21 protein-coding genes and 1 other RNA gene are annotated in these 23,924 nt (G+C 68.0%); 3 read left to right on the top strand and 19 right to left on the bottom strand.

Annotated elements, in window-relative coordinates; translation table 11 throughout:
- Positions 1 to 36: 36 nt before the first annotated feature.
- The 17 genes from ftsA to L1787_RS23860 form a co-directional block, all read right to left on the bottom strand.
- Positions 37 to 1,347: a cell division protein FtsA gene (ftsA, locus tag L1787_RS23940; protein WP_235711621.1), complete on the bottom strand. Its 1,311-nt coding sequence runs from the start codon at positions 1,345 to 1,347 to the stop codon at positions 37 to 39.
- Positions 1,344 to 2,201, bottom strand: a complete 858-nt coding sequence (locus tag L1787_RS23935) for a cell division protein FtsQ/DivIB (RefSeq protein ID WP_235711946.1) — start codon at positions 2,199 to 2,201, stop codon at positions 1,344 to 1,346. The genes ftsA and L1787_RS23935 overlap by 4 nt, the downstream gene beginning before the upstream one ends.
- Positions 2,198 to 3,109 (bottom strand): D-alanine--D-alanine ligase, encoded by a 912-nt coding sequence (locus L1787_RS23930; protein WP_235711620.1) that lies wholly within the window; start codon positions 3,107 to 3,109, stop codon positions 2,198 to 2,200. The genes L1787_RS23935 and L1787_RS23930 overlap by 4 nt, the downstream gene beginning before the upstream one ends.
- Positions 3,106 to 4,056, bottom strand: a complete 951-nt coding sequence (gene murB, locus L1787_RS23925; protein WP_235711619.1) for a UDP-N-acetylmuramate dehydrogenase — start codon at positions 4,054 to 4,056, stop codon at positions 3,106 to 3,108. Before murB ends, L1787_RS23930 begins: the two co-directional genes overlap by 4 nt.
- Positions 4,053 to 5,459 carry a UDP-N-acetylmuramate--L-alanine ligase gene (murC, locus tag L1787_RS23920; protein WP_235711618.1) on the bottom strand — a complete coding sequence of 469 codons (1,407 nt, stop codon included), beginning with the start codon at positions 5,457 to 5,459 and terminating at the stop codon, positions 4,053 to 4,055. Before murC ends, murB begins: the two co-directional genes overlap by 4 nt.
- On the bottom strand, positions 5,456 to 6,541 hold the full coding sequence (murG, locus tag L1787_RS23915; protein ID WP_235711617.1) for an undecaprenyldiphospho-muramoylpentapeptide beta-N-acetylglucosaminyltransferase: 1,086 nt from the start codon (positions 6,539 to 6,541) through the stop codon (positions 5,456 to 5,458). Before murG ends, murC begins: the two co-directional genes overlap by 4 nt.
- Positions 6,538 to 7,686, bottom strand: a complete 1,149-nt coding sequence (locus tag L1787_RS23910; RefSeq protein ID WP_235711616.1) for an FtsW/RodA/SpoVE family cell cycle protein — start codon at positions 7,684 to 7,686, stop codon at positions 6,538 to 6,540. The genes murG and L1787_RS23910 overlap by 4 nt, the downstream gene beginning before the upstream one ends.
- A complete protein-coding gene (murD, locus tag L1787_RS23905) occupies positions 7,686 to 9,083 on the bottom strand; it encodes a UDP-N-acetylmuramoyl-L-alanine--D-glutamate ligase (RefSeq protein WP_235711615.1) in 1,398 nt (465 codons plus the stop codon). The genes L1787_RS23910 and murD overlap by 1 nt, the downstream gene beginning before the upstream one ends.
- Positions 9,080 to 10,165 carry a phospho-N-acetylmuramoyl-pentapeptide-transferase gene (gene mraY, locus L1787_RS23900; RefSeq protein ID WP_235711614.1) on the bottom strand — a complete coding sequence of 362 codons (1,086 nt, stop codon included), beginning with the start codon at positions 10,163 to 10,165 and terminating at the stop codon, positions 9,080 to 9,082. The genes murD and mraY overlap by 4 nt, the downstream gene beginning before the upstream one ends.
- Positions 10,158 to 11,540, bottom strand: a complete 1,383-nt coding sequence (gene murF / locus L1787_RS23895; RefSeq protein ID WP_235711613.1) for a UDP-N-acetylmuramoyl-tripeptide--D-alanyl-D-alanine ligase — start codon at positions 11,538 to 11,540, stop codon at positions 10,158 to 10,160. The genes mraY and murF overlap by 8 nt, the downstream gene beginning before the upstream one ends.
- On the bottom strand, positions 11,537 to 12,952 hold the full coding sequence (locus tag L1787_RS23890; protein ID WP_235711612.1) for a UDP-N-acetylmuramoyl-L-alanyl-D-glutamate--2,6-diaminopimelate ligase: 1,416 nt from the start codon (positions 12,950 to 12,952) through the stop codon (positions 11,537 to 11,539). The genes murF and L1787_RS23890 overlap by 4 nt, the downstream gene beginning before the upstream one ends.
- A gap of 6 nt (positions 12,953 to 12,958) precedes the next feature.
- Positions 12,959 to 14,635, bottom strand: coding sequence for a peptidoglycan D,D-transpeptidase FtsI family protein (locus L1787_RS23885; protein ID WP_235711611.1), 1,677 nt, complete (start codon positions 14,633 to 14,635; stop codon positions 12,959 to 12,961).
- A complete protein-coding gene (ftsL, locus tag L1787_RS23880) occupies positions 14,632 to 14,967 on the bottom strand; it encodes a cell division protein FtsL (RefSeq protein ID WP_235711610.1) in 336 nt (111 codons plus the stop codon). Before ftsL ends, L1787_RS23885 begins: the two co-directional genes overlap by 4 nt.
- Positions 14,961 to 15,947 carry a 16S rRNA (cytosine(1402)-N(4))-methyltransferase RsmH gene (gene rsmH / locus L1787_RS23875; protein WP_369415133.1) on the bottom strand — a complete coding sequence of 329 codons (987 nt, stop codon included), beginning with the start codon at positions 15,945 to 15,947 and terminating at the stop codon, positions 14,961 to 14,963. The genes ftsL and rsmH overlap by 7 nt, the downstream gene beginning before the upstream one ends.
- A complete protein-coding gene (locus tag L1787_RS23870) occupies positions 15,944 to 16,411 on the bottom strand; it encodes a division/cell wall cluster transcriptional repressor MraZ (protein ID WP_235711944.1) in 468 nt (155 codons plus the stop codon). Before L1787_RS23870 ends, rsmH begins: the two co-directional genes overlap by 4 nt.
- A gap of 744 nt (positions 16,412 to 17,155) precedes the next feature.
- Positions 17,156 to 17,534: RNase P RNA component class A (gene rnpB, locus L1787_RS23865), an RNA gene on the bottom strand.
- A gap of 296 nt (positions 17,535 to 17,830) precedes the next feature.
- Complete coding sequence (locus L1787_RS23860) at positions 17,831 to 19,009, bottom strand: pyridoxal phosphate-dependent aminotransferase (RefSeq protein WP_235711609.1); 1,179 nt, start codon at positions 19,007 to 19,009, stop codon at positions 17,831 to 17,833.
- A gap of 220 nt (positions 19,010 to 19,229) precedes the next feature.
- On the opposite strand from L1787_RS23860, the gene L1787_RS23855 reads away from it, so the two are divergent.
- From L1787_RS23855 to L1787_RS23845, 3 genes are all read left to right on the top strand, one after another.
- Positions 19,230 to 20,384 (top strand): hypothetical protein, encoded by a 1,155-nt coding sequence (locus L1787_RS23855; RefSeq protein WP_235711608.1) that lies wholly within the window; start codon positions 19,230 to 19,232, stop codon positions 20,382 to 20,384.
- A gap of 111 nt (positions 20,385 to 20,495) precedes the next feature.
- The gene (locus tag L1787_RS23850; RefSeq protein ID WP_235711607.1) at positions 20,496 to 21,431 is read left to right on the top strand and encodes a sulfite exporter TauE/SafE family protein; all 936 of its coding nucleotides are present in this window, start codon (positions 20,496 to 20,498) and stop codon (positions 21,429 to 21,431) included.
- Positions 21,428 to 22,171, top strand: a complete 744-nt coding sequence (locus L1787_RS23845; RefSeq protein WP_235711606.1) for a TIGR02186 family protein — start codon at positions 21,428 to 21,430, stop codon at positions 22,169 to 22,171. Before L1787_RS23850 ends, L1787_RS23845 begins: the two co-directional genes overlap by 4 nt.
- Positions 22,172 to 22,217: 46 nt before the next feature.
- On the opposite strand, the gene L1787_RS23840 is transcribed toward L1787_RS23845, so the two are convergent.
- Entirely contained in the window at positions 22,218 to 23,360 is a 1,143-nt protein-coding gene (locus tag L1787_RS23840) for a glycerate kinase (protein WP_235711605.1), read from the bottom strand.
- Positions 23,361 to 23,417: 57 nt separating this feature from the next.
- Positions 23,418 to 23,804 carry a hypothetical protein gene (locus L1787_RS23835; protein ID WP_235711604.1) on the bottom strand — a complete coding sequence of 129 codons (387 nt, stop codon included), beginning with the start codon at positions 23,802 to 23,804 and terminating at the stop codon, positions 23,418 to 23,420.
- Between the last annotated feature and the right edge of the window lie 120 nt (positions 23,805 to 23,924).

Below are 23,924 nucleotides of genomic sequence, written 5' to 3'. Positions count from 1 at the left end.
TTTCAGTGCCGGCCCCTTGAGGGCCGGGTCGAATCTTCAAAAACTCTCGCGCAGCCAACGCCCCATGCGGGCGAAGTAGCCGGTGGAGTTGCCCTGCGCCTCGAAGAGGCTGGCAGGGGCGAGCTGCGGATAGATCAGCAGACCGATAACCGCCGAGAACGCCGCGCCACGCGCCGCGATCGGCAAACCTTTGACCCCGAGCGGCCGTCCGAGACGGACGGGCCGCCCGAACACGTGCCGCGCCACATCGGTCAGCCCCGTCAGCTGGCTGCCGCCGCCGGTCATCACCACGCGCCGTCCGATGCGCCCGGAGAAACCCGATGCGACGAGCCGGTCGCGGATCAGCTCCAGGATCTCGTCCACGCGGGGACGGATGATCGTGTTCAGCGTCAGCCGCGGGATCGTCTGCGGGGCCGTCCCATCCTCTTCCCCGACGGGGTGGATGGTGATCGTGTCCCGCTCGTCCCGCGCCGCGGCGACGGCCGAGCCTTGCAGCGTCTTCAGCCGCTCGGCCTCGTCGACGCGGATCGACAGGCAGTGAGCGATGTCCATCGTGACGTGATGGCCACCGATCGCGATGGCATCGACGTGGACGAGATTGCCGTCCGCGAAGATCGCGATCGACGATGTTCCGCCGCCGATATCGACGCACACCGCGCCGAGTTCGCCTTCGTCATCGACCAGCGAGGCGAGCCCCGAGGCGTAGGGGGTCGCGACGACGCCGTCGACGTCGAGATGGCAGCGGTTGATGGCGAGGGCGAGATTGTCCTGCGCCGAGCGATCGGACGTCACGAGATTGACGTCGACGCCGAGCACGTCCCCCACCATCCCGCGCGGGTCGCGAATGCCGTCCTGACCGTCGAGGGTGTAGCCGATAGGGAGCGCGTGCAACGCTGTCCGCCCGTCCTTGATCTGGTGTCGGCCCGAGGCGGCGAGCACCCTACGGATGTCCGCCTCGCGCACCGCACCGGTGTCGAGATCGACCTTGGCGCCGAAGGCTTCCGAAGCGAGGCGACCAGCCGTCTGAGTCACAATAAGTGATTCGATGGTTACGCCAGCCATTTGCTCGGCTGCGTCCACTGCTCGACGAATGGCCCCCTCGGCCTTGTCGAGATCGATCACCGTGCCGGACTTCACGCCGCGCGATTGCTGATAGCCGTAACCGATCACCTCGATCGCGTGCGTGCGGCCGGCAAGAAGCTCCGCCTCGGAGGCCGGACGCAAGCGCGCGATCAGGCACGCGATCTTGGTCGAGCCCACATCGAGCACGCACACCGTGGCCGATCGGCCCGGCGCCACATGGCAACGCCCTTGGTCGACGCGTCGAGGCAGGTGGATGATACTCAAAACTGCGCCTCCGCGATCGCAGCCGCCAGAGGATCCAGCGGCGGCAGTGCATCGGGCCGCCCATTGAGCGGCTTGTTGGTTTCCATCTCTTCCTTGGAGGGCGGAACGAGCTGCACCGACGTGCGGTCATGAAGCCGCATGTCGATCACGATCGGGCCGACCGCGAGAAGAGACGCCTGCGTCTCCATGTCGATCAGCCGCATCAGGGCCTCGTTCGGCTCGTCCTCCGGCAGGCGAATGGTCGCCCCCGAATCGAGCTTCAGATCCCAGCGCCGCTCGTTGACATAGAGCGCGGCCATCGTCCGCTCCTTGAAGCCGGGAAAGTCGTTGAGGAGATCGTTGATCTCGCGGACCTTCTCGTTCGCCCGCCGCCCTGCGACGAGGGGCAGCGACCGGAACCGGGCCGGCACCTCGTAAGCGAGGATCGTCCCATCTTCGGAGATCAGGACCTCGTCATTGTCCATGCGCCAGCGCGAATAGGCGGCGGCCTCGTCGATCGAAACATCGAGCGTACCGGGGAAGATCTTGCGCACCGTCGCGCTTCTCACCCACGGGAGCGACTCCAGCCGGTCCCGCGTCGCGTCGACGTCGACCGAGAAGATCGACGCGTCGGGATCGAGCGACACGGACGCGACGATCGCGCTGTCGGAGGTCTCTTTCTGCCCCGTCAGTTTGACGTAACGGACCTGAAAACCCGACGCGCGGCCGACCTTGTCGACCACTTCCATCGGATCCTCGGTGTAGGCGAGCCCCGCGCCGCAGCTCCCCAGGAGCACGACGGCGGCGAGAAGCCGCGCCGGCATAGCGCCGGAGAGCTTCGCGTCGAGACCACGTCGATTTCGCCCCTGTGTCACCGACGACAACTTGCGTCCTCCACAAGAGCGCTCACCAGCGCGTCGAAGTTCATCCCCGCGTGGGCTGCCATTTCTGGCACCAGCGACGTTTCTGTCATGCCCGGCTGAGTATTGACTTCGAGACACACGAGTTCGTCTTTCACGGGATCGTAGCGAAAGTCTGCGCGCGAGACCCCACGACATCCCAGCGCGTGGTGCGCGACCAATGTGAACTTTTGGATATTCTGGTAAATATTTGGTTTAAGCGGGGCCGGCAGGAGGTGCTGCGAGCCGCCCGGCTTGTACTTCGCGTCGTAGCCGTAAAAGCTCTCCGACACGGGCACGATGTTGATCACGTCCCACACCGCTTCGCCGAACGCGGCGCACGTCAGCTCGAGCCCGTCGACATAGCGCTCGGCCATCACCGTGTCGCCGAACTTCCAGTCGTCGGCGGCGAGTTCGCGGGGCGGAGAATTGGCCCCGTCGCGGACGAACAGAACCCCGAAAGACGAGCCTTCCCCGACCGGTTTGACGACGTAAGGCGGCTCCATCACGTGCCGCTCGGCGGCCTCGAAACGGTTGCAGGTGAGGTGCTCGGCGACCGGCACGCCCGCCCGCGCGAGGACCGCCTTCGCGAGGTCCTTGTTCATCGCGAGAGCCGAGGCGAGGATGCCCGAGTGCGTGTAAGGAATCTGAAGAAACTCCAAAACGCCTTGCACGGATCCATCTTCGCCGAACGGTCCGTGGAGCGCGTTGAAGGCGACATCGGGCTTCAACGATTTCAACTTTTCCACAAGATCGTAGCCGACATCGAGCCGCGTAACCTCGTAGCCGGACCGTTCGAGACCGCTCGCGCACGCCTCGCCGGATGCGAGGCTCACGGGGCGCTCGGCCGACAGACCGCCATAAAGAACAACAACGTGCGTCATTTCGCGGCTCCCATGAACGCGGGTACTGGCTCGCCTGCGGGTTCACCGACCCGCTTGATCTCCCAATCGAGCGACAGGCCGCTCGTCTCGCGCACGCGGCCGCGCACGGTCTCGCCGAGACGCTCGAGATCGTCCGCCGTCGCCTCGCCGAGATTGAGCATGAAATTGCAGTGCAGCTCGGACATCTGCGCACCGCCGATGGTCAGCCCCCGGCAGCCGGCTGCGTCGATGAGCTGCCACGCCTTCTCGCCCGGCGGGTTCTTGAAGGTCGATCCGCCGGTGCGCGCCTTGATCGGCTGCGTCTCTTCGCGCCGCTCGGTGATGTCGTTCATCTCCGCGAGGATCGCATCGCGATCGCCGGGCTCACCCTCATAGGTCGCCTCGGTGAAAATGAAGTCGGCCGGCGCCTCGGAATGGCGATAGGAAAAGCCGAAATCGGCCGCCGAGAGGACATGCACCGCGCCCTTGCGGTCGACCGCGCGGGCCGACACCAGGCGGTCCTTCGTCTCGGTCCCATAGGCGCCCGCGTTCATGCGAAGCGCACCGCCGATCGCACCGGGAATGCCGCGATAGAAAGCGAGACCGGCGATCCCCGCATCGGCCGCGGCGCGCGCCGCCTTCACATCCGGCAAGGCCGTCCCCACGGTGAGGCGCATCCCTTCGACCGCGGCATGGCCGAAGCCGCGCGGGGAAAGGCGGATGACGACGCCCTTCACGCCCCCATCGCGCACCAGCGTGTTGGAGCCGAGCCCGATCACCGTGACCGGCACCTCCTCCGGCAACGCCTCCAGGAAACGAGACAGGTCCGCCTCGCTGCGCGGCGTGAAGAGGATCTCGGCCGGACCACCGACGCGGAACCAGGTGATGTCCGCGAGACGCTGGTTCGGTTCGAGCCGTCCTTCGAGGCCGATCCCGGAAAGGTGGGTGAGGAGGTCGGACTGGCTCATGCGGCGAGCTCGTCCGGCAAAGTCGCGGCCCACTGGGTGATCGAGCCGGCCCCGAGACAGACCACGATATCCCCCGGCGCAGCACGCGCCTTGATCAACGGGGCGAGCGCCTCGCGGTTTTCGAGCGCGATCGAGTCGCGGTGACCACGCACCGAAAGACCGGCGACGAGCGCATCGCGATCGGCGCCCGGAATGGGGCTCTCCCCCGCCGCATAGACGTCGGTGACGATGACGAGATCGGCGTCGTTGAAGCAGAGACAGAAATCGTCGAAGAGGCTCTGGAGGCGCGAATAACGGTGCGGCTGGACGACGGCGATCACCTTGCCCTTCGTCGCCTGACGCGCCGCGGCGAGAACCGCGCGGATCTCGACCGGGTGGTGGCCATAATCGTCGAAGATCGCGACCCCGTTCCAGTCGCCGACATGGGTGAAGCGCCGCTTGACCCCGCGGAACGCCTCGAAGCCGCGCCGGATCGCATCGCCGTCGATGCCGAGACGATCGGCGACCGCCACCGCGGCCGTCGCGTTCGAGACGTTGTGAACGCCCGGCATCGGCAGCGAGAGGTTACGGATCGTGCGGTGCTCGCCCGTCACGCGGTCGGTGATGTCGACGGCGAAGGTCGTGCGCGGACCATAATCGACGTCGATGAAGCGGACGTCGGCCTGCGGGTTCGCGCCGTAGGTGATGATGCGGCGATCCTCGATCCGGCCGACCATCGCCTGCACCTCGGGATGGTCGAGGCACATCACCGCGAAGCCGTAGAACGGGATGTTCTCGACGAACTGGCGGAAGGCGGCGCGGACACCGTCGAAGGTGCCATAATGGTCGAGATGCTCGGGATCGATATTGGTGACGATCGCGATATCGGCCGGGAGCTTGACGAAGGTGCCGTCGCTCTCGTCCGCCTCGGCGACGAGCCAGTCGCCCTCCCCGAGGCGCGCGTTCGTCCCATAGGCGTTGATGATGCCGCCATTGATGACCGTCGGGTCGAGCCCGCCGGCTTCGAGCAGCGTCGCGACGAGGGAGGTCGTCGTCGTCTTGCCGTGCGTGCCGCCGACGGCGATCGCCTGCTTGAGGCGCATCAGCTCGGCGAGCATCTCGGCGCGGCGCACCACCGGCAGGAGGCGGGCGCGCGCGGCCATCAGCTCGGGATTGTCGCGCTTCACCGCCGACGAGACGACGAGGACCGTCGCCCCCGCGATGTTCTCGGCCTTGTGGCCGATCAGAACCTTGATGCCCTTTTCGCGCAGGCGCTGAACGTTGGCGTTCTCTGCGATGTCGGAGCCTTGGACCGTGTAACCGAGATTGTGCAGCACCTCGGCGATGCCCGACATGCCGATGCCGCCGATCCCGACAAAGTGCACCGGGCCGATGGCCGTCGTCATCTTGAGGGGGGCGATCATCGGGTGTCTCCTTGGGGGGCGGCGAGGCGCTCGCACAGATCGGCGAGGCGCTCGGCGGCGTCGGGCTTGGCAAGGCGGCGCGCATCGTCTGCCGCTTTCGCGAGGCGCTCCGGTTCGTTCATGGCGCTGGCGAGCTCCTCGGCGAGGCGCTCGGGCGTGAGGTCGGCCTGGTCGAGACGCTTGGCCCCGCCGAGCGCCTCGAGCGCGCTCGCATTCGCGGCCTGGTCCTGATCGATCGCGCCCGGAAGCGGCACCAGCAACGACGGCCGGCCGATGATCGAAAGCTCGGCGACCGTCGAAGCGCCGGAGCGCGCGACCACCAGGTGCGCCGAAGCGATTCGTTGCGGAAGATCGGAAAAGAATGGGGCGAGTTCAGGGCTCATCCCGAGCGCTTCGTAGGCGGCGCGCGTGCGATCCATATCTTCCGGCCGGCATTGCTGCACGATGTCGAGCCGCGCGCGCTCGGCCGGCGAAAGGCGCTCCACCGCGGGCGGCAAAAGGTCCGACATCGCGCGCGCCCCCTGGCTCCCACCGAAGACGAGAAGACGAAAGCGGTCGCTCGCGGGCACATAATGCGAGGCCGCCTCGCGCACCTGATCGCGCACCGGAATCCCGACATGGGTGACGGAGAGCGCGCCGGTGAGGCCCTTCACCTCGGGAAAGCTCGTCGCGACGTGGGCGTGCCGGGCGAGGCTGCGATTGGCCCGCCCGATCACCGCATTCGCTTCGTGGACGATCGCCGGAACGCGCATCAGCCGAGCCGCGGTGAGCGGCGGCAGCGTCGGATAACCGCCGAAGCCGACGGCGATCGCCGGCCGCTTCGCGCGGATGATCCGCATCGAGCCGAAGAGCCCGGCGGCATTGGTGAGTCCCATCTTGAGGAACGACACCGGATCGCACCCCTTCAAGGTCGCGGCCGCGAGGAAATGCGCCTCTTCGGCGGGAAAGTCGGCAAGCAGGGTCTTGGCGCGCGCGTCGGTCGCGAGGATCACGGTGTGACCCCGCCGGACGAGCGCGCTCGCCAGCGCCTGTGCGGGAAAGAGATGCCCGCCGGTGCCGCCTGCTGCCAGAAGCACCTTCACGCAAACGCCTCCCGCGCGACGCGATACTCGGTGAAGCGGACCGGATGCGGGCGGCGCCGTGCGAGGGCAAGCGCGAGGCCCATCCCCATCGCGACCGCGATCATCGACGAGCCGCCATAGGAGATGAAGGGCAACGTCATCCCCTTCGCGGGCATGAGCTGGAGGTTCACCGCCATGTTGATGAACGCCTGCCCGCCGAAGAGCAGGATGAGGCCCGAAAGGGCGAGGCGCACGAAGGCGTCCGTCTCCTTGAAGGCGTGCATCAGCCCGCGCAGCACGACGACGGCGAAGAGCATCACGATGATGCCGCACACGATGATGCCGAACTCCTCGGCGGTCACCGCGAACACGAAGTCGGTGTGACTGTCCGGCAGACGGCGCTTCACGATGCCCTCGCCCGGCCCCTCACCAAACCAGCCGCCCCGCTCGAAGGATTCGATCGAGCGGTTCACCTGATAGTTCCCCTCCGCCGACGGATCGAGGAACGAATTAAAGCGCGCCGTCACGTGCGGAAGGTAGAAATAGGCCGAGGCGATGCCGCCGAAGCCGGCGATCCCGAGCGCGAACACCCAGCGCCATTGGAGCCCGGCGAGGAAGATCATCGCGCTCCACACGATCGCGATCAGCATCGCCTGACCGAAGTCCGGCTGCGCGATCAACGGTGCGATCACCATGGCGAGCAGGAAGACGGCGAGGAGCCGGCCCGGCAGATCCTGCCGCTCGGACCCCTCGGCGAACAGGAAGGCCGTCAGGATCACGAAGGCCGGCTTGATGAACTCGGCCGGCTGGATCGTGAAGCCGATGATCGACAGCCAGCGCCGCGAGCCCTTCACCTCGGTCCCGATGAACAAAGTGAGGATGATCCCGGCGAGGGCCACCACGAACATCACCAGCGCGACGCGGCGCACCTGGCGCGGAGAGAGGAAGGAGAACGAAATCAGCGCGATCACCGCCGGGATGAGGAACATCGCGTGGCGCAGCGTGAAGTGATACGTCCCGACGCCGAGCTTCTCGGCCACCGGCGGCGAGGCGGCGAGCGACAGGAGCAGCCCGAGCGCCATCAATGCGAGCAGCGCGCCGAGGAGAACGCGGTCGACCGTCCACCACCAGCGAGCGAAGGCGCGTTCATCGGCGCGGCTGACCATCAGGCGTTCTCCCCGGAATGAAGGCGCTCACCGACGAGCGTGCGGAACCGATCGCCGCGCGCCTCGAAGGAGCGGAATTGATCGAAAGAGGCACAGGCGGGCGACAACAGCACCACGCCGCTCCCCGCAGCCTCGGCATCCGACGCGGCGGCGTCGAGCGCGGCTTCGAGCGTGCCGGACAGGACGAAATTGACGCGGCCGGTGAGCGTCTTCGCAAACGCTTGCGCCGCCTCGCCTATGAGGTAGGCCCGTTTCACCCGGCCGAAGAGATCGGCGAGCTCGGTGATCCCGCCCGCCTTCGGCACCCCGCCGGCGATCCAGTAGACGTCTTCGAAGCTCGCGAGCGCCTGGCGCGTCGATTGCGCGTTCGTCGCTTTGGAATCGTTGACGAAGAGGACCGCGTCCGCGCGCCCCACCTCCTCCATCCGGTGGACGAGGCCGGGGAAGGTCGCAAGCCCCCTCACCGCGTCTTCGGCGGTGTGACCGAGCGCGATCGCGAGCGCCACGGCAGCCGACGCGTTCTGTGCATTGTGCCGGCCCCGCAGCGAGCCGATCCCGGCGAGGCTCGCGATCTCGCGCGCCACACCGTCCGTCACGCGATAGAGCGTCTCGCCGACAGCGCCGACGCCCGACCGGCCGAGCGCGATCGCGTCGACACTGTCGAAGGTGCCGATGCGCAGTACGGTCTTGCCCGCCCGCTCCATCCGATCCGCCACGGCGGCGGTGTCGGCATCGTCGACGCCGATCACCACGGCATCGCTCGCCGCGACGAGGCGTTCCTTGATCGCGGCGTAATTCTCGTACGTCCCGTGCCGGTCGATATGGTCCGGCGACAGGTTGAGGAGCGCGCCGACATCGGGCGCCAACGTGGTCGCAAGGTCGATCTGATAGGACGAGCACTCGACGACCGCGACGCCCGGCACCGGGTCGAGATCGAGCACCGGCCGGCCGATATTGCCGCCCACCTGCGCCGCGTCACCGAGGACCGTGAGGAGATGGCCGAGAAGCGCCGTCGTCGTCGACTTGCCGTTGGTGCCGGTGATCGCGACCAGCGCGAGGCCCGGAAGGCGCGCCCGCCGCTCCTCGTCGAAAAGGCCGACATCGCCGACGATCGGCACCCCTGCCGCGTGCGCCCGCTCCGCCGACCAATGCGGCTTCGGATGGGTCAGCGGCACGCCCGGCGACAGGAGCAGCGCATCGACGCCGTGAAAGTCGAGATCATGGAGATCGCCGGTCGCGATCCCCGCTTCGGTCGCAGCCGCCACGCGCTCCGCGCTATCGTCGAACGCGACGACCTTCGCGCCGCCGGCCGCCAGCGCACGCGCGGAGGCGAGCCCCGAGCCGGCGAGGCCGAAGACGGCGACCGTCTTGTCGGAATAGCGCGTGACCTCGATCATCTGAGCTTCAGCGTCGACAGGCCGACGAGCGCGAGCACGAAGGCGATGATCCAAAAGCGGATCACGACCTGCGGCTCGGTCCAGCCGAGTTGTTCGAAATGGTGGTGGATCGGCGCCATCTTGAAGACGCGCTTGCCGGTCAGCTTGTACGAGCCGACCTGAATGATGACGGAGACCGCCTCGAGCACGAAGAGGCCACCGATGATCGCGAGCACGATCTCGTGCTTCGTCGCGACCGCGATCGCCCCGATCATCCCACCGAGCGAGAGCGAGCCCGTATCGCCCATGAAGATCGCCGCCGGTGGCGCGTTGAACCACAGGAAGCCGAGCCCCGCGCCGATCACCGCGCCGCAGATCACCGCGATCTCACCCGTCCCCGGCACGTTGTGGATCTGGAGATAGTCGGCGAACACGACGTTGCCCGACAGATAGGCGATCAACCCGAACGAGCCCGCCGCGATCATCACCGGGACGATGGCGAGCCCGTCGAGCCCGTCGGTGAGGTTCACCGCGTTGCCCGCGCCGACGATGACGAACAGGCCGAAAATCGGGAAGAAGAGCCCCAGATTGAAGAGGAGATCCTTGAAGAAGGGAAAGGCGAGCGAGGTCGACAGCGTATCGGAGTTGAGACGCATGAAGCCGATGATCGCGATCAGCGCGATCACCGCCTCGATCAGAAGCCGCATCCGGCCCGAGAAGCCGCCATGCGTTGCCCGTTTGACCTTCAGATAGTCGTCGTAAAAGCCGATCGCGCCGAAACCGAGCGTCACGAACAGGATCAGCCAGACATAGGCGTTTCCGAGATCGGCCCAGAGGAGCGTCGCGATGATGAGCCCGGCGAGGATCATCAGGCCGCCCATCGTCGGCGTGCCGCGCTTCGTGAGGAGGTGGCTCGCGGGTCCGTCCTCGCGGATCGGCTGCCCCTTGCCCTGCCGCACGCGCAGCGAGCGGATGATGCGCGGACCGAACAAGAAGGTCACGAACAGCGCGGTCATCATCGCCCCGCCGGTGCGGAAGGTGATGTAGCGGAAGACGTTGAGCGGCGGGAATTCCGTCGCGAAGGAGGAGAGGAACTCAAACATCGCGCCGCTCCATCCCGTAGCGCGATTCCAGCGCGTCGACGATGACGGAGAGGCCGGTGGCCTTCGAGGCTTTCACGAGAACGGCGTCACCCGCCTCGATCGGATCGAGCCGGGCGATGAGGTCGGCCGCGTTGTCGGCGTGGATACCGCGGAGATCGAAAGGAAGCGCATCGCGCAGGTGCTTCGTCATGGTTCCAACGGTGTGCACGATTCTCGTGTCCGCATCGACGAGCAGCGGCGCCAGTCCACGGTGGAGATCGTCGGCGCTCGGGCCGAGCTCCAGCATGTCCCCCAGGATGGCGATCCGGCGCTTGGCCGGAACCCGTCCGAGCGCGGCGATCGCAGCGGCCATCGCGGCCGGATTGGCGTTGAACGCATCATCGAGGAGAACGGCGTCGCCGCCGGCCGGGCGCAGCCGCACACGCCGCCCCCGCCCCTTCGGCGCCGACCAGGCGGAGAGCGCGGCCGCCCCCTCGAAGACATCGCGGCCGGCGACCGAGAGGGCCGCGAGAACGGCGAGCGAGTTGTGTGCGATGTGCGCCCCCGGCGCCAATTCGTAGGCGATGCGGGTGCCGAACACGTCGGCGATCACACCCTCTTCGTCCACCTCCACGAGAGAGACGTCCGCGCCCTCCGCGCCGAAGGTCACGACCCGCGCGCCGCACGCCTCAGCCGCCGCGATCAGACGCGCCGCGTGGGGACTGCCGGCCGGCACGATCGCGGTGCCGCCCGGGACGAGGCCGGTGAAGATCTCGGCCTTCGCGTCGGCGATACCCGCAACGCTCTCGAAGAATTCGAGATGAACGGCCTCGACCGTCGTGATGATCGCGATCGTCGGGCGCACCATCGCCGTCAGCGGCAGGATCTCGCCGGCATGGTTCATGCCGATCTCGAAGATCCCGGCCTCAGAGTCGGCAGGCATCCGCGCGAGCGACAAGGGCACGCCCCAATGATTGTTATACGAGGCCGCCGAGGCGTGCACCGCACCGCCGGCGCCGAAGGCGAGACGCAGCATCTCCTTGGTGCCGGTCTTTCCGACCGAGCCCGTCACCGCGACCACCGGCACCTCGGCGCCGATCCGTCCGCGCGCCGCCCGCCCGAGCGCGACGAGCGCCTCAAGAACGTCGGGCACGCGGATCGCGCGATCCGCCTCGCCAGCGCTGATCACCGCCGCGGCGGCGCCCTTCTCGAGCGCTGCCGGAACGAAGCGATGCGCGTCCATCGAAACGCCCTGAATGGCGAAGAACGCGTCACCGCTCTCCAGCGTACGCGTGTCGATCGAGATGCCGCCGACCGCGTCTTCCGGCGCGACGCCGCTGAGCGCCCCGCCGGTGATGTCGGCGATTTCGCCGAGTGTCCAAATTGAGCCTGTCATCGCCCCTCCAACGCCGCGATGACGGCTGAATGGTCGCTGAAGGGCAGAACCGTGTCGCCCACGATCTGCCCTTCTTCATGTCCCTTGCCGGCGACGACGAGCGCATCGCCCGCGCGCAGCATGGCGATCGCCTCACGGATCGCCGCCGCCCTGTCGCCGATCTCGATCGCGCCCGGCGCGCCGGCGAGCACCGCCGCGCGGATCGTCGCCGGATCCTCCGAGCGCGGATTGTCGTCCGTCACGATCACGATGTCGGCGATCGCGTGGGCGGCCGCCCCCATCAGCGGCCGCTTGCCCGGATCGCGGTCCCCGCCCGCGCCGATGACGACGACGAGACGCCCCGACACACGCGGCCGCAGCGCCGTGAGCGCCGCCGTCACCGCGTCCGGCTTATGGGCATAGTCGACGAAGATCGGTGCACCGTCCGCACGCCCGACGAGCTCGAGCCGCCCCGGTGCGCCCTGAAGGCCGGCAAGCGCTGCGATCGCTTCGCCCTCCGGCACGCCGGCCGCGATCGCGAGCCCGGCCGCCACCAACGCGTTCTCGACCTGGAAGGCCCCGATCAGCGGCAAATGAATATTGTGCGATACCCCGTTCGCCTCGATGACGAGCCGCGCGCCCTCCTCGCTCGGCGTCTCCGCGACGAGGCGAAGCCCCGTCCCGTGACGGCCGACGGTGAAGGCCTCCGGCGCCACCCGCAGAACCGCGTCGGCCCCCGGCTGATCCGGATCGACCACGGTCTGCGCCCCGTTCGGTTGCAACACCTCGAACAGGCGCAGTTTCGCCGCGAGATAGGCCTCGGGCGTCGCATGATAATCGAGATGGTCGCGCCCGATATTGGTAAAACCGGCCGCGGCGAGGCGCACGCCGTCGAGGCGGCGCTGCTCGATCCCGTGGCTCGAGGCCTCCATCGCGACATGGGTGACGCCTTCGGCCGCGAGCGCGGCGAGCCGCTCGTGAAGGGCCACCGGATCGGGGGTCGTGAGGCCGCCTTTCACCGTCACCGCGCCATGGATGCCGAGCGTTCCGACACTCACCGCCCGGTGCCCCGCCGCGGTGAAGATCTGCCGCGTGAACTCGGCGACGGAGGTCTTTCCGGCGGTTCCCGTCACCGCGACGATCGTCTCCGGCTGCGGCCCGGCGAGCCGCGCGGCCATCAACGCGAGACGCCGTCTCGGGTCCGGGTCGACGAGCACGACCGGCGCGTCCACCGCGACCGATCCGTCATGCAAGATCGCGACGGCGCCCTTCGCGAGCGCCTCCGCCACGAATGCCGTTCCGTCGGTCTTCGTCCCCTTCAGCGCGGCGAACACCATCCCCGGCCCGGCGCGGCGGCTGTCCGCCGTCACGCCGGTGACGTCGAGTGCCGGGTCCGGCACGTCGAGATCGGGAACGAGTTCGCCGAGGCGCATGGTGCGTCAGTCCTGGTAGGCGACGGTCATCGCGCGCGCGACATCGTCATTGTCGTTGAAGCGCGGCGTGACGTTCAGCATCGGTCCGATGCGGCTGATGATGTTCGCGACGGTCGGCGCGGCGTTGAGGCCGGCGGTCGCCGCATACTGCCCCTCTTCCGGCTTCGGCTCGTCGAGAACGACGAGGACCACATATTGCGGATCGTCGATCGGGAAGGCCGCGAGGAAGGAGTTGAGCCGCCGGTCGCTCGCATAGCCGCCCGCGACGGCCTTTTCCGCCGTCCCGGTCTTGCCGCCGACATCGAAGCCCGGCACCTGCGCGCGGCGGCCGGAGCCCTCTTCGGCATTGAGTTTCAAAAGACGGCGCATCTTGTCGGAGGCCTCGGCGCTGATCACGCGACGGCCGATCTGCATCGTCTCCGCTTCGGAGCGGGGATAGAAGGTCGGAGCGGCGAAGATCCCGCCATTCACCATCGCCGCCGCCGCCGCCGCCGCATGCATCGGCGTCACCGCGAGACCGTGCCCGAAGGAGACCGTCGCGGCCGTCACGTCCGGCCAGCGCGAGGGCACCAGCGGGCGCGCCGCCTCCGGCAACTCCGTCTCCAGCCGGTCGAACATCCCGAACGCCTTGAGATACGCCTTCTGCCGTTCCGCCCCCAGCATCAGCGCCACCTTCGCGGTGCCGATATTGGAGGAATACTTGAACACCTCCGGGATCGTCAGGACACGCGACTTGGCGTGAAAGTCCTTGATCGTGAAGCGGCCGAGACGCAGCGGATAACGCGCGTCCATCGTGGAATTGAGATTGATGACCCCCGCGTCGAGCCCCATCGCCATCGTGAAGGTCTTGAACACGGAGCCGAGCTCGAAGACGCCCGCAAGCGCACGGTTCATCCGCGGCTTCTCGAGCGCTTCGGCAGGGTGGTTCGGGTCGTAATCCGGCAACGAGCTCATCGCCACGACTTCGAGCGTGCGGGCATTGAGGACGATGCCGACCGCCGCGATGGAGCGGTACCGTTCCATCGCCCGCGAAAGCTCGTCGCGCACCGCGTGCTGGGCGCGCAGATCCACCGAGACGCGCACCGGGGCGAGCGCCCGCCCCTTGCGGGCGAGGCCCGCCGCCTGGAGCGCCATCAGCCCGCTCCCATCGACCGCCTTCTCGAGCCCGGCGATGCCGGCATTGTCGACATTGACGTGGCCGACAATGTGTCCGACCGCGCGCCCACCCGGATAAAAGCGCTTCGTCTCCGACAGGAAGCCGATGCCCGGCAGGCCGAGATTGTGCACCTGCTCGCGCTTCAGCGCGCTGATCTCACGCTTCAGCCAGATGAAGCCGCGATCGGTCGACAGGCTCGCGCGGAGCGATTCGATGTCGAGTTCGGGCAGGACCGAGGTAAGCTTCTCGACCGCCTCGTCGACGTCGATGATGTTGCGCGGCTCGGCGAACAGCGACGCGGTCGCAAGATCGGTCGCGAGCACCTCGCCATTGCGGTCGACGATATCGGGGCGCGCCGCCTGGACGTCGTCCTGCGGGGAGAAGAGCAATCCGTCATGCGCCTCGGCGGGCGCCATGCCGAGCGTCACGAGCCGTGCGCCGATCACCGCATAGATCCCGACACAGGCGAGAATCACGAGCGCGATGCGCCCGCGCGCGCCCTGGTCGTTGCGCTTGCCACGCCTCATTGCGACGCCCCCCTCTTCTCGCTCTCGCGCCGGGCGGCCGACGCCACCTCGATCACCGTCGCGATTTGTTCCGCAGTGATATTTTCGAGCCGCAGAACGTCGTTGTGTCGATCGACCAGGGCCTGCAATCGCGCCGGATGATCGAGTGCACTCCACTCGGCTTCAAGCTCGCTGATTCTTTGCCGCTCCGCCGAAATCTTTCGCTGAAGTTCACCGATTGCTTTGGCGTCGCGCTCGGCATCCTTCTTCATCATGAAAACGGCCGTCGCGCTGGATGTCGCGGCGAGGACCGTGATCAGGACCACCGCGAGACGGGCGGGATGCTTCACCATGAGACCCCCTTCAAACGAACGTGCGGAACAAGATCGGCGATATCGACGGGCCGCGCCGGCGCATCGGTGCGGCGGGCGGCGCGCAATTTGGCGGACCGGGCGCGCGGGTTGAGCGCGGTCTCGGCCGCGCCGGGCAGAACGGGCTTGCGGGCGATCAAGGAGAATGTCGGCGCGCTGACGGCCTGCGGCGGCAGATGGCGCGAGCCGCCACCCGTCCCCGTCCGCTCGGTGAGAAAACGCTTCACGATCCGGTCCTCGAGGCTGTGAAAGGCGACCACCACGAGACGCCCGCCCTCGGAGAGGATCCGCTCGGCGGCGGTGAGCGCCCGCGCGAGTTCGCCGAGCTCGTCGTTCACCGCGATGCGCAGCGCCTGAAAGGTACGGGTCGCCGGATGAATGCCGTCTTTGGAGGCCCGCACCGCGCGCTCGCAGATCGCCGAGAGCTCGCCGGTGCGCGCGATGGGCCGCGCCTCGACGATGGCACGCGCCACCGCGCCGGCGCGCCGCTCCTCGCCGAAGGTGCGCAGAAGATGGGCGAGATCGCTGACATCGGCGCGGTTGCAGATATCGGCCGCGCTCGGCCCATCCCCGCCCATGCGCATGTCGAGCGGTCCGTCGAAGCGGAAGGAGAAGCCGCGCTCGGCCTCGTCGAGCTGATAGCTCGACACGCCGACATCGAGGACGACCCCGTCGACCTTGTCGTGGCCGGCGGCCTCGGCATGGGCGTCGAGCATGCCGAAGGTGCCCTCCACCATCTGAAGGCGCGGCATCGTCTCCGACAAAGCGCGCCCGCGGGCGACGGCCGCCGGATCGCGATCGATCGCGACCACGTTGGCGCCGGCCTCCAGGATCGCGCGTGTGTAGCCACCGCCGCCGAAGGTGCCGTCGACGATCACCTCCCCCGGGGATGGGGCGAGATGAGCCAGAACCTCTTCGAGCATGACGGGCGCGTGGCCCGGCGCATTCGCGCCCCCGCTCACGCCGTCCCTCCGCTCGCGCCAGTGGCGGCGGACGAGCCGAACAGACCGAAGGCCCGCTTCATCGCCTCGGCGCGATGGGCCTTGAAGCGATCCGGGTCCCAGATCTGGAATTTGTAGCCGAGCCCCACGAACGTCGCGGTGTTCGTGATGCCGGTGTGCTCGCGCAAGGTATCGGTGAGCATGACGCGCCCTTCGCCGTCGAGCTTCAACAGCTCGGAGATGCCGAACAGGGCCGTCGAGATCATGTCGTGATCGGCCGTCAGCGTATCGAGACCACCGAGACGCGACGAGATTTCATTAAGCAACTGGTTGCCCCCCGCATCTACCGTGTCGGCATGGGGAGAGGGAAAGCAGTAGAGCCCCTCGAACCCGTCACGGACCAACACCGAGCGAAAGGACGCAGGTATGGAGACGCGCCCTTTGGCGTCGAGTTTGTTCGTGTAGTGCGAGACGAACCCGTGCACCGCCAGCCCCCGCGCTGGTGGCACGCCACCACCTCGCCGTCAGGTCCCGCACCGCTCGGTTACGGGATGATTTGGGATATCATGGGTCTGTATGGGCGTCAACGAACCGTCTACCTTAACGGGGCATAAATCGCGCCCTGTGATCGCTCGCCCACACCCCTTTTTCGCGGTCGATTTTTCAGCATTTCCGCGCCCATTCCTGCCCGCCCACGGCCGCCCATCCACAAGCCCCGAAAAGACGCCGCCTCCCGATCGGCGCCCAGACATGGACGACGCCCGCCACACGCTCCCCTTCCCCGTTCCTTTGGAGAGTCGGGCCCTGTCATGTTCCTCCGGAGCCGTCATGCGTTCGCCACGGCGCGGCGGTCGGAACGTGTCACCGAAGGGCCGGAACGCAGTGGAGGACGGCGGAGCCGTTGACGCGTTCCGGCCGCCGCGCCACGCTCGCAGCATGATGACGCCGGGGCCCCTCGGCCCCTTCTGGCGCCGCCGCGTCAGCGGCCAGCGCCCCCGCGCGATGCCGCGCCAGCGGCGAGCCGTCCGCCCAAGCGGTCCCACCCGGCCCAAGCGATCCCATCCCACCCATGTGATCCCATGATATCCGGGCCGTCCCATGCCGGCCCATGACGACGCCCATGCGAACCCATGCCCATGATCGCCCATGCCGTGCGGCCGACGCCGGCCGCCGGGCGGCCCGCCGTCATCGGAACGCGGCGGGGCGCGGGGTGGGTCTTCGGTGGGAAGTGTGCCAGCCGGTCTATAAGCCGGGTTCTGTATGGCGAGGCCGAAGCCTCGCGTGACGACCATTCATCTGGGACGCTCGTCGCCGAGCGCCTCTCGCGACCTACCCGGGTGGCGTCGCGGCCGGAAACGGGCCACCACCCCTATGCGGTCTTGCTCCCGGCGGGGTTTGCCGTGCCGGGACCGTTACCGGCCCCGCGGTGGGCTCTTACCCCACCGTTTCACCCTTACCGCCCGTCACCGGACGGCGGTTTGTTTTCTGTGGCACTTTCCCTGGGGTCGCCCCCGCCGGGTGTTACCCGGCGCCGTGTTTCCGTGGAGCCCGGACTTTCCTCCCCTACGGCCTTTCGGCACCTGTAGGAGCGGCCGTCCGACCGGCTGGCAGGCGGTACATGCCCCGACATGAGACGAAACGCAAACGGCGCTCATCGCCCCGATTCGAAAAACCGGCGACTGGAAATGAAAAAGGGGCCCGACGCAACCGCCAGACCCCAGTTGAGGGAGGAGCAAACAGATATTCGCACGATTCCATTGCCGAGGGGATAACCCGATCCGAACAATCCTACGCTGCGACAAGTTTCACACAATTCTCATGCAACATCCGGGCCAGCCTGGAGAAATCCGTCCACAGCCCTCCGTGCGGGCTCGGTGCGAGGCCGCACGGGTGCATCCGCCTTTTCAGCCTGCCCCGCTCTCGAGAAAACGCACCATCCGGCGCATCGCCTCGGTGAGACTGTCGGCGCTGCGGACGAAGCAGACGCGCACGAACCCTTCGCCCGTATCGCCGAAGGCGGTGCCGGGCGCCGTGCCGACACGCGCATCGTCGATCAGACGGAAGGCCGCCTCCCGCGAGGAGCCGAGCCCCTCGACCTTGAAGAAGGCATAGAACGCGCCGTCCGGCGAGGCGTAGGTGATTCGGTTGTTGCCCTCGAACGCGGCGGCGACGATCTCACGCCCGCGCCGGGCGCGCGCGATGTTCGCCGCGACGAACGGTTCACCGTGGGTCAACGCCGCGATCCCGGCCCGTTGATAGGGCACCGACACGCCCGAGGTCGAATATTGGATCAGACTTTCGAGCGCCTGGCGCAGCGCGGCCGGCGCATGGATCCACCCGACGCGCCATCCCGTCATCGCCCAGTTCTTCGAAAAGGTGTTGACGTAGAGGATCGGATCGTCCGGCTCGGCGATATCGAGGAAGGAGGCGGAGCGATCGGCCCCGGTCCACACGAAGCGGGTATAGATCTCGTCGGCGACGATATAGACCCCGCGTTCGCGCGCGAGAGCGAGGATATCGCGCAGGGTCTCGATGTCGGCGGTCCAGCCGGTCGGGTTGGCGGGCGAGTTGATGAAGATCGCCCGCGTGCGCGGCGTCATCGCAGCGGCGAGATCGTCCGCCGACAGCGACCAGCGTCCGCCCTCCTCCCGCATCGGAACCGGGACCGCCTTGCCGCCGCGCACCGTTGCCGCGCCGGACACGTTCGGCCAGGCCGGGGTCGGCACCAGGATCTCGTCCCCTTCCCCGAGCACCAGCGCGAGACAGATCTGGATCGCCTGCATGCCCGAGCCGGTGACGAAGAAGGTGTCCGGGTCGAAAGGACGGCCATAAAGGCCCTCATAATAAGCGGCGAGCGCCTCGCGCAGCTCCGGGATGCCGCGTTCGTGCGTATAGAACGTTTCGCCGTCATAGAGGGAGCGGGCCGCCGCCTCGCAGATGATTCGCGGGGTCGGCAGATCACCCTCGCCCGCCCAGAGCGGAATGAGCCCCTCTTTGTCGCGCCCATAGCGAACCGCGCCGATGATCCCGCTCGGCGGCGCGTTGCGCGCACCGGCCTGCAAGCCCGCCACAAGATCGTCCATCGTCCATTCCTCAACCAATGCCGTATCGGAGCGGAGTGGCACGCGGCCGGATGCCGGTCAAACGCCCTTTCGCTCCGGCGCGGACGACCCGACCCCCCGTCACCGCGACGGGCGGGCTGGAACCGAAGCCGTCGCTGTGAGAAAAAAGACCGTCCGGGATGAACCATCCTCCCATCGTGCGGTTTTTGGGTCAGGTCCTCACACGGGGAACAGGCGAGCGATGCGCATTTTGACGGCCGCGACCGTCCTTTCGATCGGTACGGTGTCGTTTCTGGCGCTCGCCGTTCCGCGCCTCACCACCGGCTATGACGAGTACGAGGTTCGCCGCTCCCTTCAGGAGGCCACCCCCGGCGACACGCTGGACGAGCGCGTCCGCGCCGCCGTGGATGAGGGCGATATCGACGGCGCGCTCCAATATGAGGCGCTCTCCAAGGAGCTCGGCAAGCCGATTGCGCCGGAGACCGCCGCCTCGCTCGTCGAGGCGCAAGGCACGTTCGCCACCATCATGCGCAACACCGGCGACTTTGCCGGTGCCTATGTCACCGGCCATGCCGATTCCGCCGCCGGCCTCGCCGGCGCGATCATCTCCGACCTCACGGTCGTCGGCGACGTGCGCGATATCGTCTCCGAAGGTGGCAAGGCGGCGGTCGGAGAGGAGTATTCGGAGTTTCTCCTCGCCCTCGCCGCGATCGGCCTCGCCGCCGAAGGTGTTACGATCGCGACCGGCGGATCCTCGCTCGTCGTGAAGGCGGGGGTGTCGGTGCTCAAGGTCGCGAAGCGGACTGGGAACATGACCGCCGACCTCACCCGGCGCCTCGTCCACCTCGCCCGCGCCTCGGCACGGCCCGCAGCGCCCGCCGCCGGCCTCGCGCGCGGTGGTGACGGCGCGGTCGACATCACCCGCGCCGCGGCCCGTGCCGAGCTCGGCGCGATCGTCACCTCGGTCAACACCATGGCGGCCAATGCCGGGGCCGCCGATGCCGTTCGCCTGATGCGCACAGTGAAGACCTCCGACGACGCCCGCGAGCTCGCGACGATGTCGAGCCGGTTCGGTCGCCGCACCCGCGCCGTAGTCGAGCTGACGGGCAAGACCTCGATGCGCGGCTTCCGCGCCGCGCTAAAGGGCTTTCGCCTGTTGGTCGCCTTTTTGTGGAGCCTCGTCGCCTGGATCGCCGGGCTCGTCGCGCTGCGGTTCGTGAAGGGCGCGTTGCGGCTCAATCTGCGCCTGGTGCGTGGCGCGTTCGGGCTTTTCCTGCTGCCGGCCGTCCGCCAGCCGCGCCCGACGCGCCAGACGCGGGCCACTCGGGCGGACATGCCGGTCCGCCGCTCCCACCGTCATCGGCGATTGCGCGGCCCCGAACCCAGAATGACGTGACACGCGCTCAAATTCATAGGCACTCGAACGGCGATTTGAACCGGATGGCAATGAAGTCCGGCACAAGATGACAGCGGCCGACGACGCCGCAGCCGAGCAAGGCGGACCCAGATGAGCATCTACCTCCCGATCGCCGAGATGCCGGTGAGCGTCCTGATGGTTCTTGCGATGGGCGGGGCGGTCGGGCTGATCAGCGGTCTGTTCGGCGTCGGCGGCGGCTTCCTCATGACACCGCTCCTCATCTTCTCGGGCATCCCGCCCGCGGTCGCCGTCGCCTCGGTGACACCGCAGATCGTCGCGAGCTCCACCTCCGGAGCCCTCTCTTATTCGCGGCGCAAACAGGTCGACTTCAAGCTCGCTTTCTGCCTGATCGCGTCGGGCGCGGTCGGCGCGCTCGCCGGGGCGGAACTCTTCGCCCGCCTCGGCCGAGAGGGCCAGCTCACCCTCGTGATCGCCCTGTCCTACACCGCCTTCCTCGCCACGATCGGCGGCCTCACCCTCAACGAGGCGGTGCGCGCGATGATCCGCTCGCGTGCTGCGCGCAAGCGGGGCGAGGCGCCGTTGCCGGCCCGCCGCGCGGGGATGCACGGCTGGATCCACCGTCTGCCACTCAAGGTGCGCTTCCGCCGCTCGCGGCTTTATATCTCCATCCTGCCGGTGATCGGGCTCGGCCTTTCGATCTCTTTTCTCGGCACCCTTCTCGGCATCGGCGGCGGCTTCATCATGGTGCCGGCCCTCATCTACCTCCTCAAGGTGCCGACCTCCGTGGTCGTCGGCACGTCCCTCGTTCAGATCATCGGCGTGATGGGCATTGCGACCGTGATGCACTCGGTCGCCTCGCAGACGGTCGACATCATCCTCGCCTTCATCCTGATGATCGGCGGCGTGATCGGCGCGCAGGTCGGCGCCTCGATGGGCCAGGCGATGCGCGGCGAACAGCTTCGCGCCCTCCTCGGCCTCCTCGTCCTCGCGGTGGGGATCCGCTTCGCGTTCAATCTCGTCGTCCCGCCGGAGAACCTCTTCTCCGTCACCGTGCTGACGCCATGATCCGCCTCCTCGCCCCCCTCGCGGCCATCCTCGCCCTCGCCCTCCCCGCGAAGGCGGAGCGCGTCGTCGCGGACCTGTCGACCGGCATCATCGCCATCAGCTCGAATTTCGCGGGGGCGAGCGTCTCCCTGTTCGGCGTGATCGAACGTGACGCGCAGACCGTCTCCCGCGCGAGCCGCTATCAGGTGGTGGTCGTGGTGACGGGGCCGCCGCAGGACGTTCTCGTCCAAAAGACCGAGCGCCGCTTCGGCATCTGGATGAACGGCGCCGGCGAGCGCTTTCCGGCGATGCCGTCATATTATGCGATCCTCGCCTCGGAGGATTCGCGCCATCTCGTCGAGGAGGAGGACGGCCCGGCGCGCGGTCTGTCGCTCGCCAAGCTCGGCGCCGACGACGGCACGCGCGAGGAGCTACGTGCCGCGTTGGCGAGCCAGCGCGCCCGCCTCGGCCTTTATGTCGAGGAACTCGACGCGGTGAGGATGCTGACGCCGAACTTCTTCCGCACCTCGATCCCACTGCCGAGCGTCGTCTCGGACGGCACCTATACCGTCACGATCCGCCTTTTCGCCGACGGCGTGGTGCTCGACACCGAAGAATTGTCGTTCTTCATCGCAAAGACGGGTTACGAGCAGAGCCTCTTCGACCTCTCCCGTCATCAGCCGCTCATTTATGGCCTCGTCGCCGTCACGCTCGCCCTCGTGACGGGTTATGTCGGCGGCGTCGTGTTCCGGCGAAACTGAGGGCCGGACCGGCGCCGATCGCGCCGGCTTGCCGAAGCGGCGCGCGTCAGCGCAGCCCCTCGCCGACGGCGATCAGGTTGAAGGCGTGCGTCGCCGTCGCCGTCAGCGCGTCGCGGCCACCGGCGAGCGCCTCTTCGAGCTTTGCCGGACCGGCGCTGATCGAGAAGGCGGCGCGGATGCCGTGCCGCCCGAGCGTCGCCGGGTCGACGGCGAGACGGCCGGCGAAGGCGATCGCCGGCACGCCGGCCGCCTCCGCCATGCGCGCGATGGCGACTGGGCCCTTGCCGCCGAGGGACTGCTTGTCGAGTGACCCCTCGCCCGTCACCACGAGCTGCGCGGCAGCGACCGCCCGCTCGAGGCCGTGATGCTCGGCGACGATCGCAAAGCCGTCGCGCGCGCTCGTCGGCGCGATGGCGGACAGGCCGACCATCATGCCGCCGGCCGCCCCGGCGAACGGCGTGTCGGCGAGCCGCTCGCCCCCGGCGGCGGCCACGACCTTATCGAAATGGCCGAGCGCGGCGTCGAACGCGCCGATATCGTTGGCGGCGACGCCTTTTTGCGGGCCGAACACGTGTGCCGCGCCGTTCTCGCCGACGAGCGGATTGTCGACATCGGCCGCGAGCACGATCCGAAGACCGGCGACGCGCGGATCAAGGCCCGAAAGATCCACCTCGGCGATCTGGGCGAGCGTGCGGCCCGCCGGGCGCTCGATCGGCCGGCCGGCGGCGTCCCGATAGCGGGCGCCGAGCGCTTCGAGCGCCCCCGCCCCGCCGTCGACGGTGATGCTGCCGCCGAGCGCGACGACGACGCATTGCGCCCCTTCGTCGAGCGCGGCGCGGATCAGCTCGCCGACGCCGAAACTGCTCGCCCGGTCGGGGTCATAGCCCCGATCGGCCGCCGCCGCGTGCCCTGCCACGAGGGCGAGCTCGATCACGGCGCGGCGGCTCACGGGATCGTAGAGCCACGCCCCTTCATAGGGTTCGCCATAGGGGCTTTTGATTTGCGTGGTCCGCCGTTTGGCGGCGCCGCCGGAAAGCGCGTCGAGCGTGCCTTCACCACCGTCGCCGATGGCGATCAGCTTCGTCGTGGCGCGCAGATGGCTCGCCTCGAGGCCTTCGGCGATGGCGGCATTGGCTTCAGCGGCGGTGAGGCTGCCTCTGAACTTGTCGCAAGCGATGAGAATGTGCACTGGGAAAGTCCGGCGAACGGAAAAGGAGGATCCGTTCGCGTATGTCTGAGGAGGCGGTCAGGCGTAGACGACCGGGCGCATCATCGGCATTTGCCACCCGGCGGCAATGTCTTCCATTGCGGCCTCGCGCTTCATCGTGTCGGCCTCGGCGAGATGGACATGAACTTCGGTGGCGCCCGCCTTGATCGCGCGGAGAAGGGCGTCCCCAAATTGGCCATAAAGATCGTCGCTAACACTGTCAGCCATACCGACCATTAGCGGCGTGCACTGCCCGTCGCCTTCACGCCGCACCACCACAAAAAGGCCAGCTTCGCGGCATGAAAATCCTTTGAGATTGAATACAGACGTGAGATACCAGCGGGTGCTCCATCCCTGCCACCAGAAGAGCGGCACAAAGTCCGGCGTATTGCCGGCGTCCGCCGATGTGTGATCGTTGATGAGCATGGAGCCTCCCATTGCCAACTCACGCGATAAGCGTACTTGACACCGTTGACCTTACCGCAAGGTGAAAGTCCGAACGAACGCGGAACAAGTTCCCTCTTATCTTGTCCAAGCTATACACAG

This window comes from Acuticoccus kalidii (assembly GCF_021556395.1).
Lineage (GTDB): Bacteria > Pseudomonadota > Alphaproteobacteria > Rhizobiales > Amorphaceae > Acuticoccus > Acuticoccus kalidii.
Note: the sequence above shows the minus strand (reverse complement) of the source record. Positions and strands in the feature narration are given on the sequence as shown.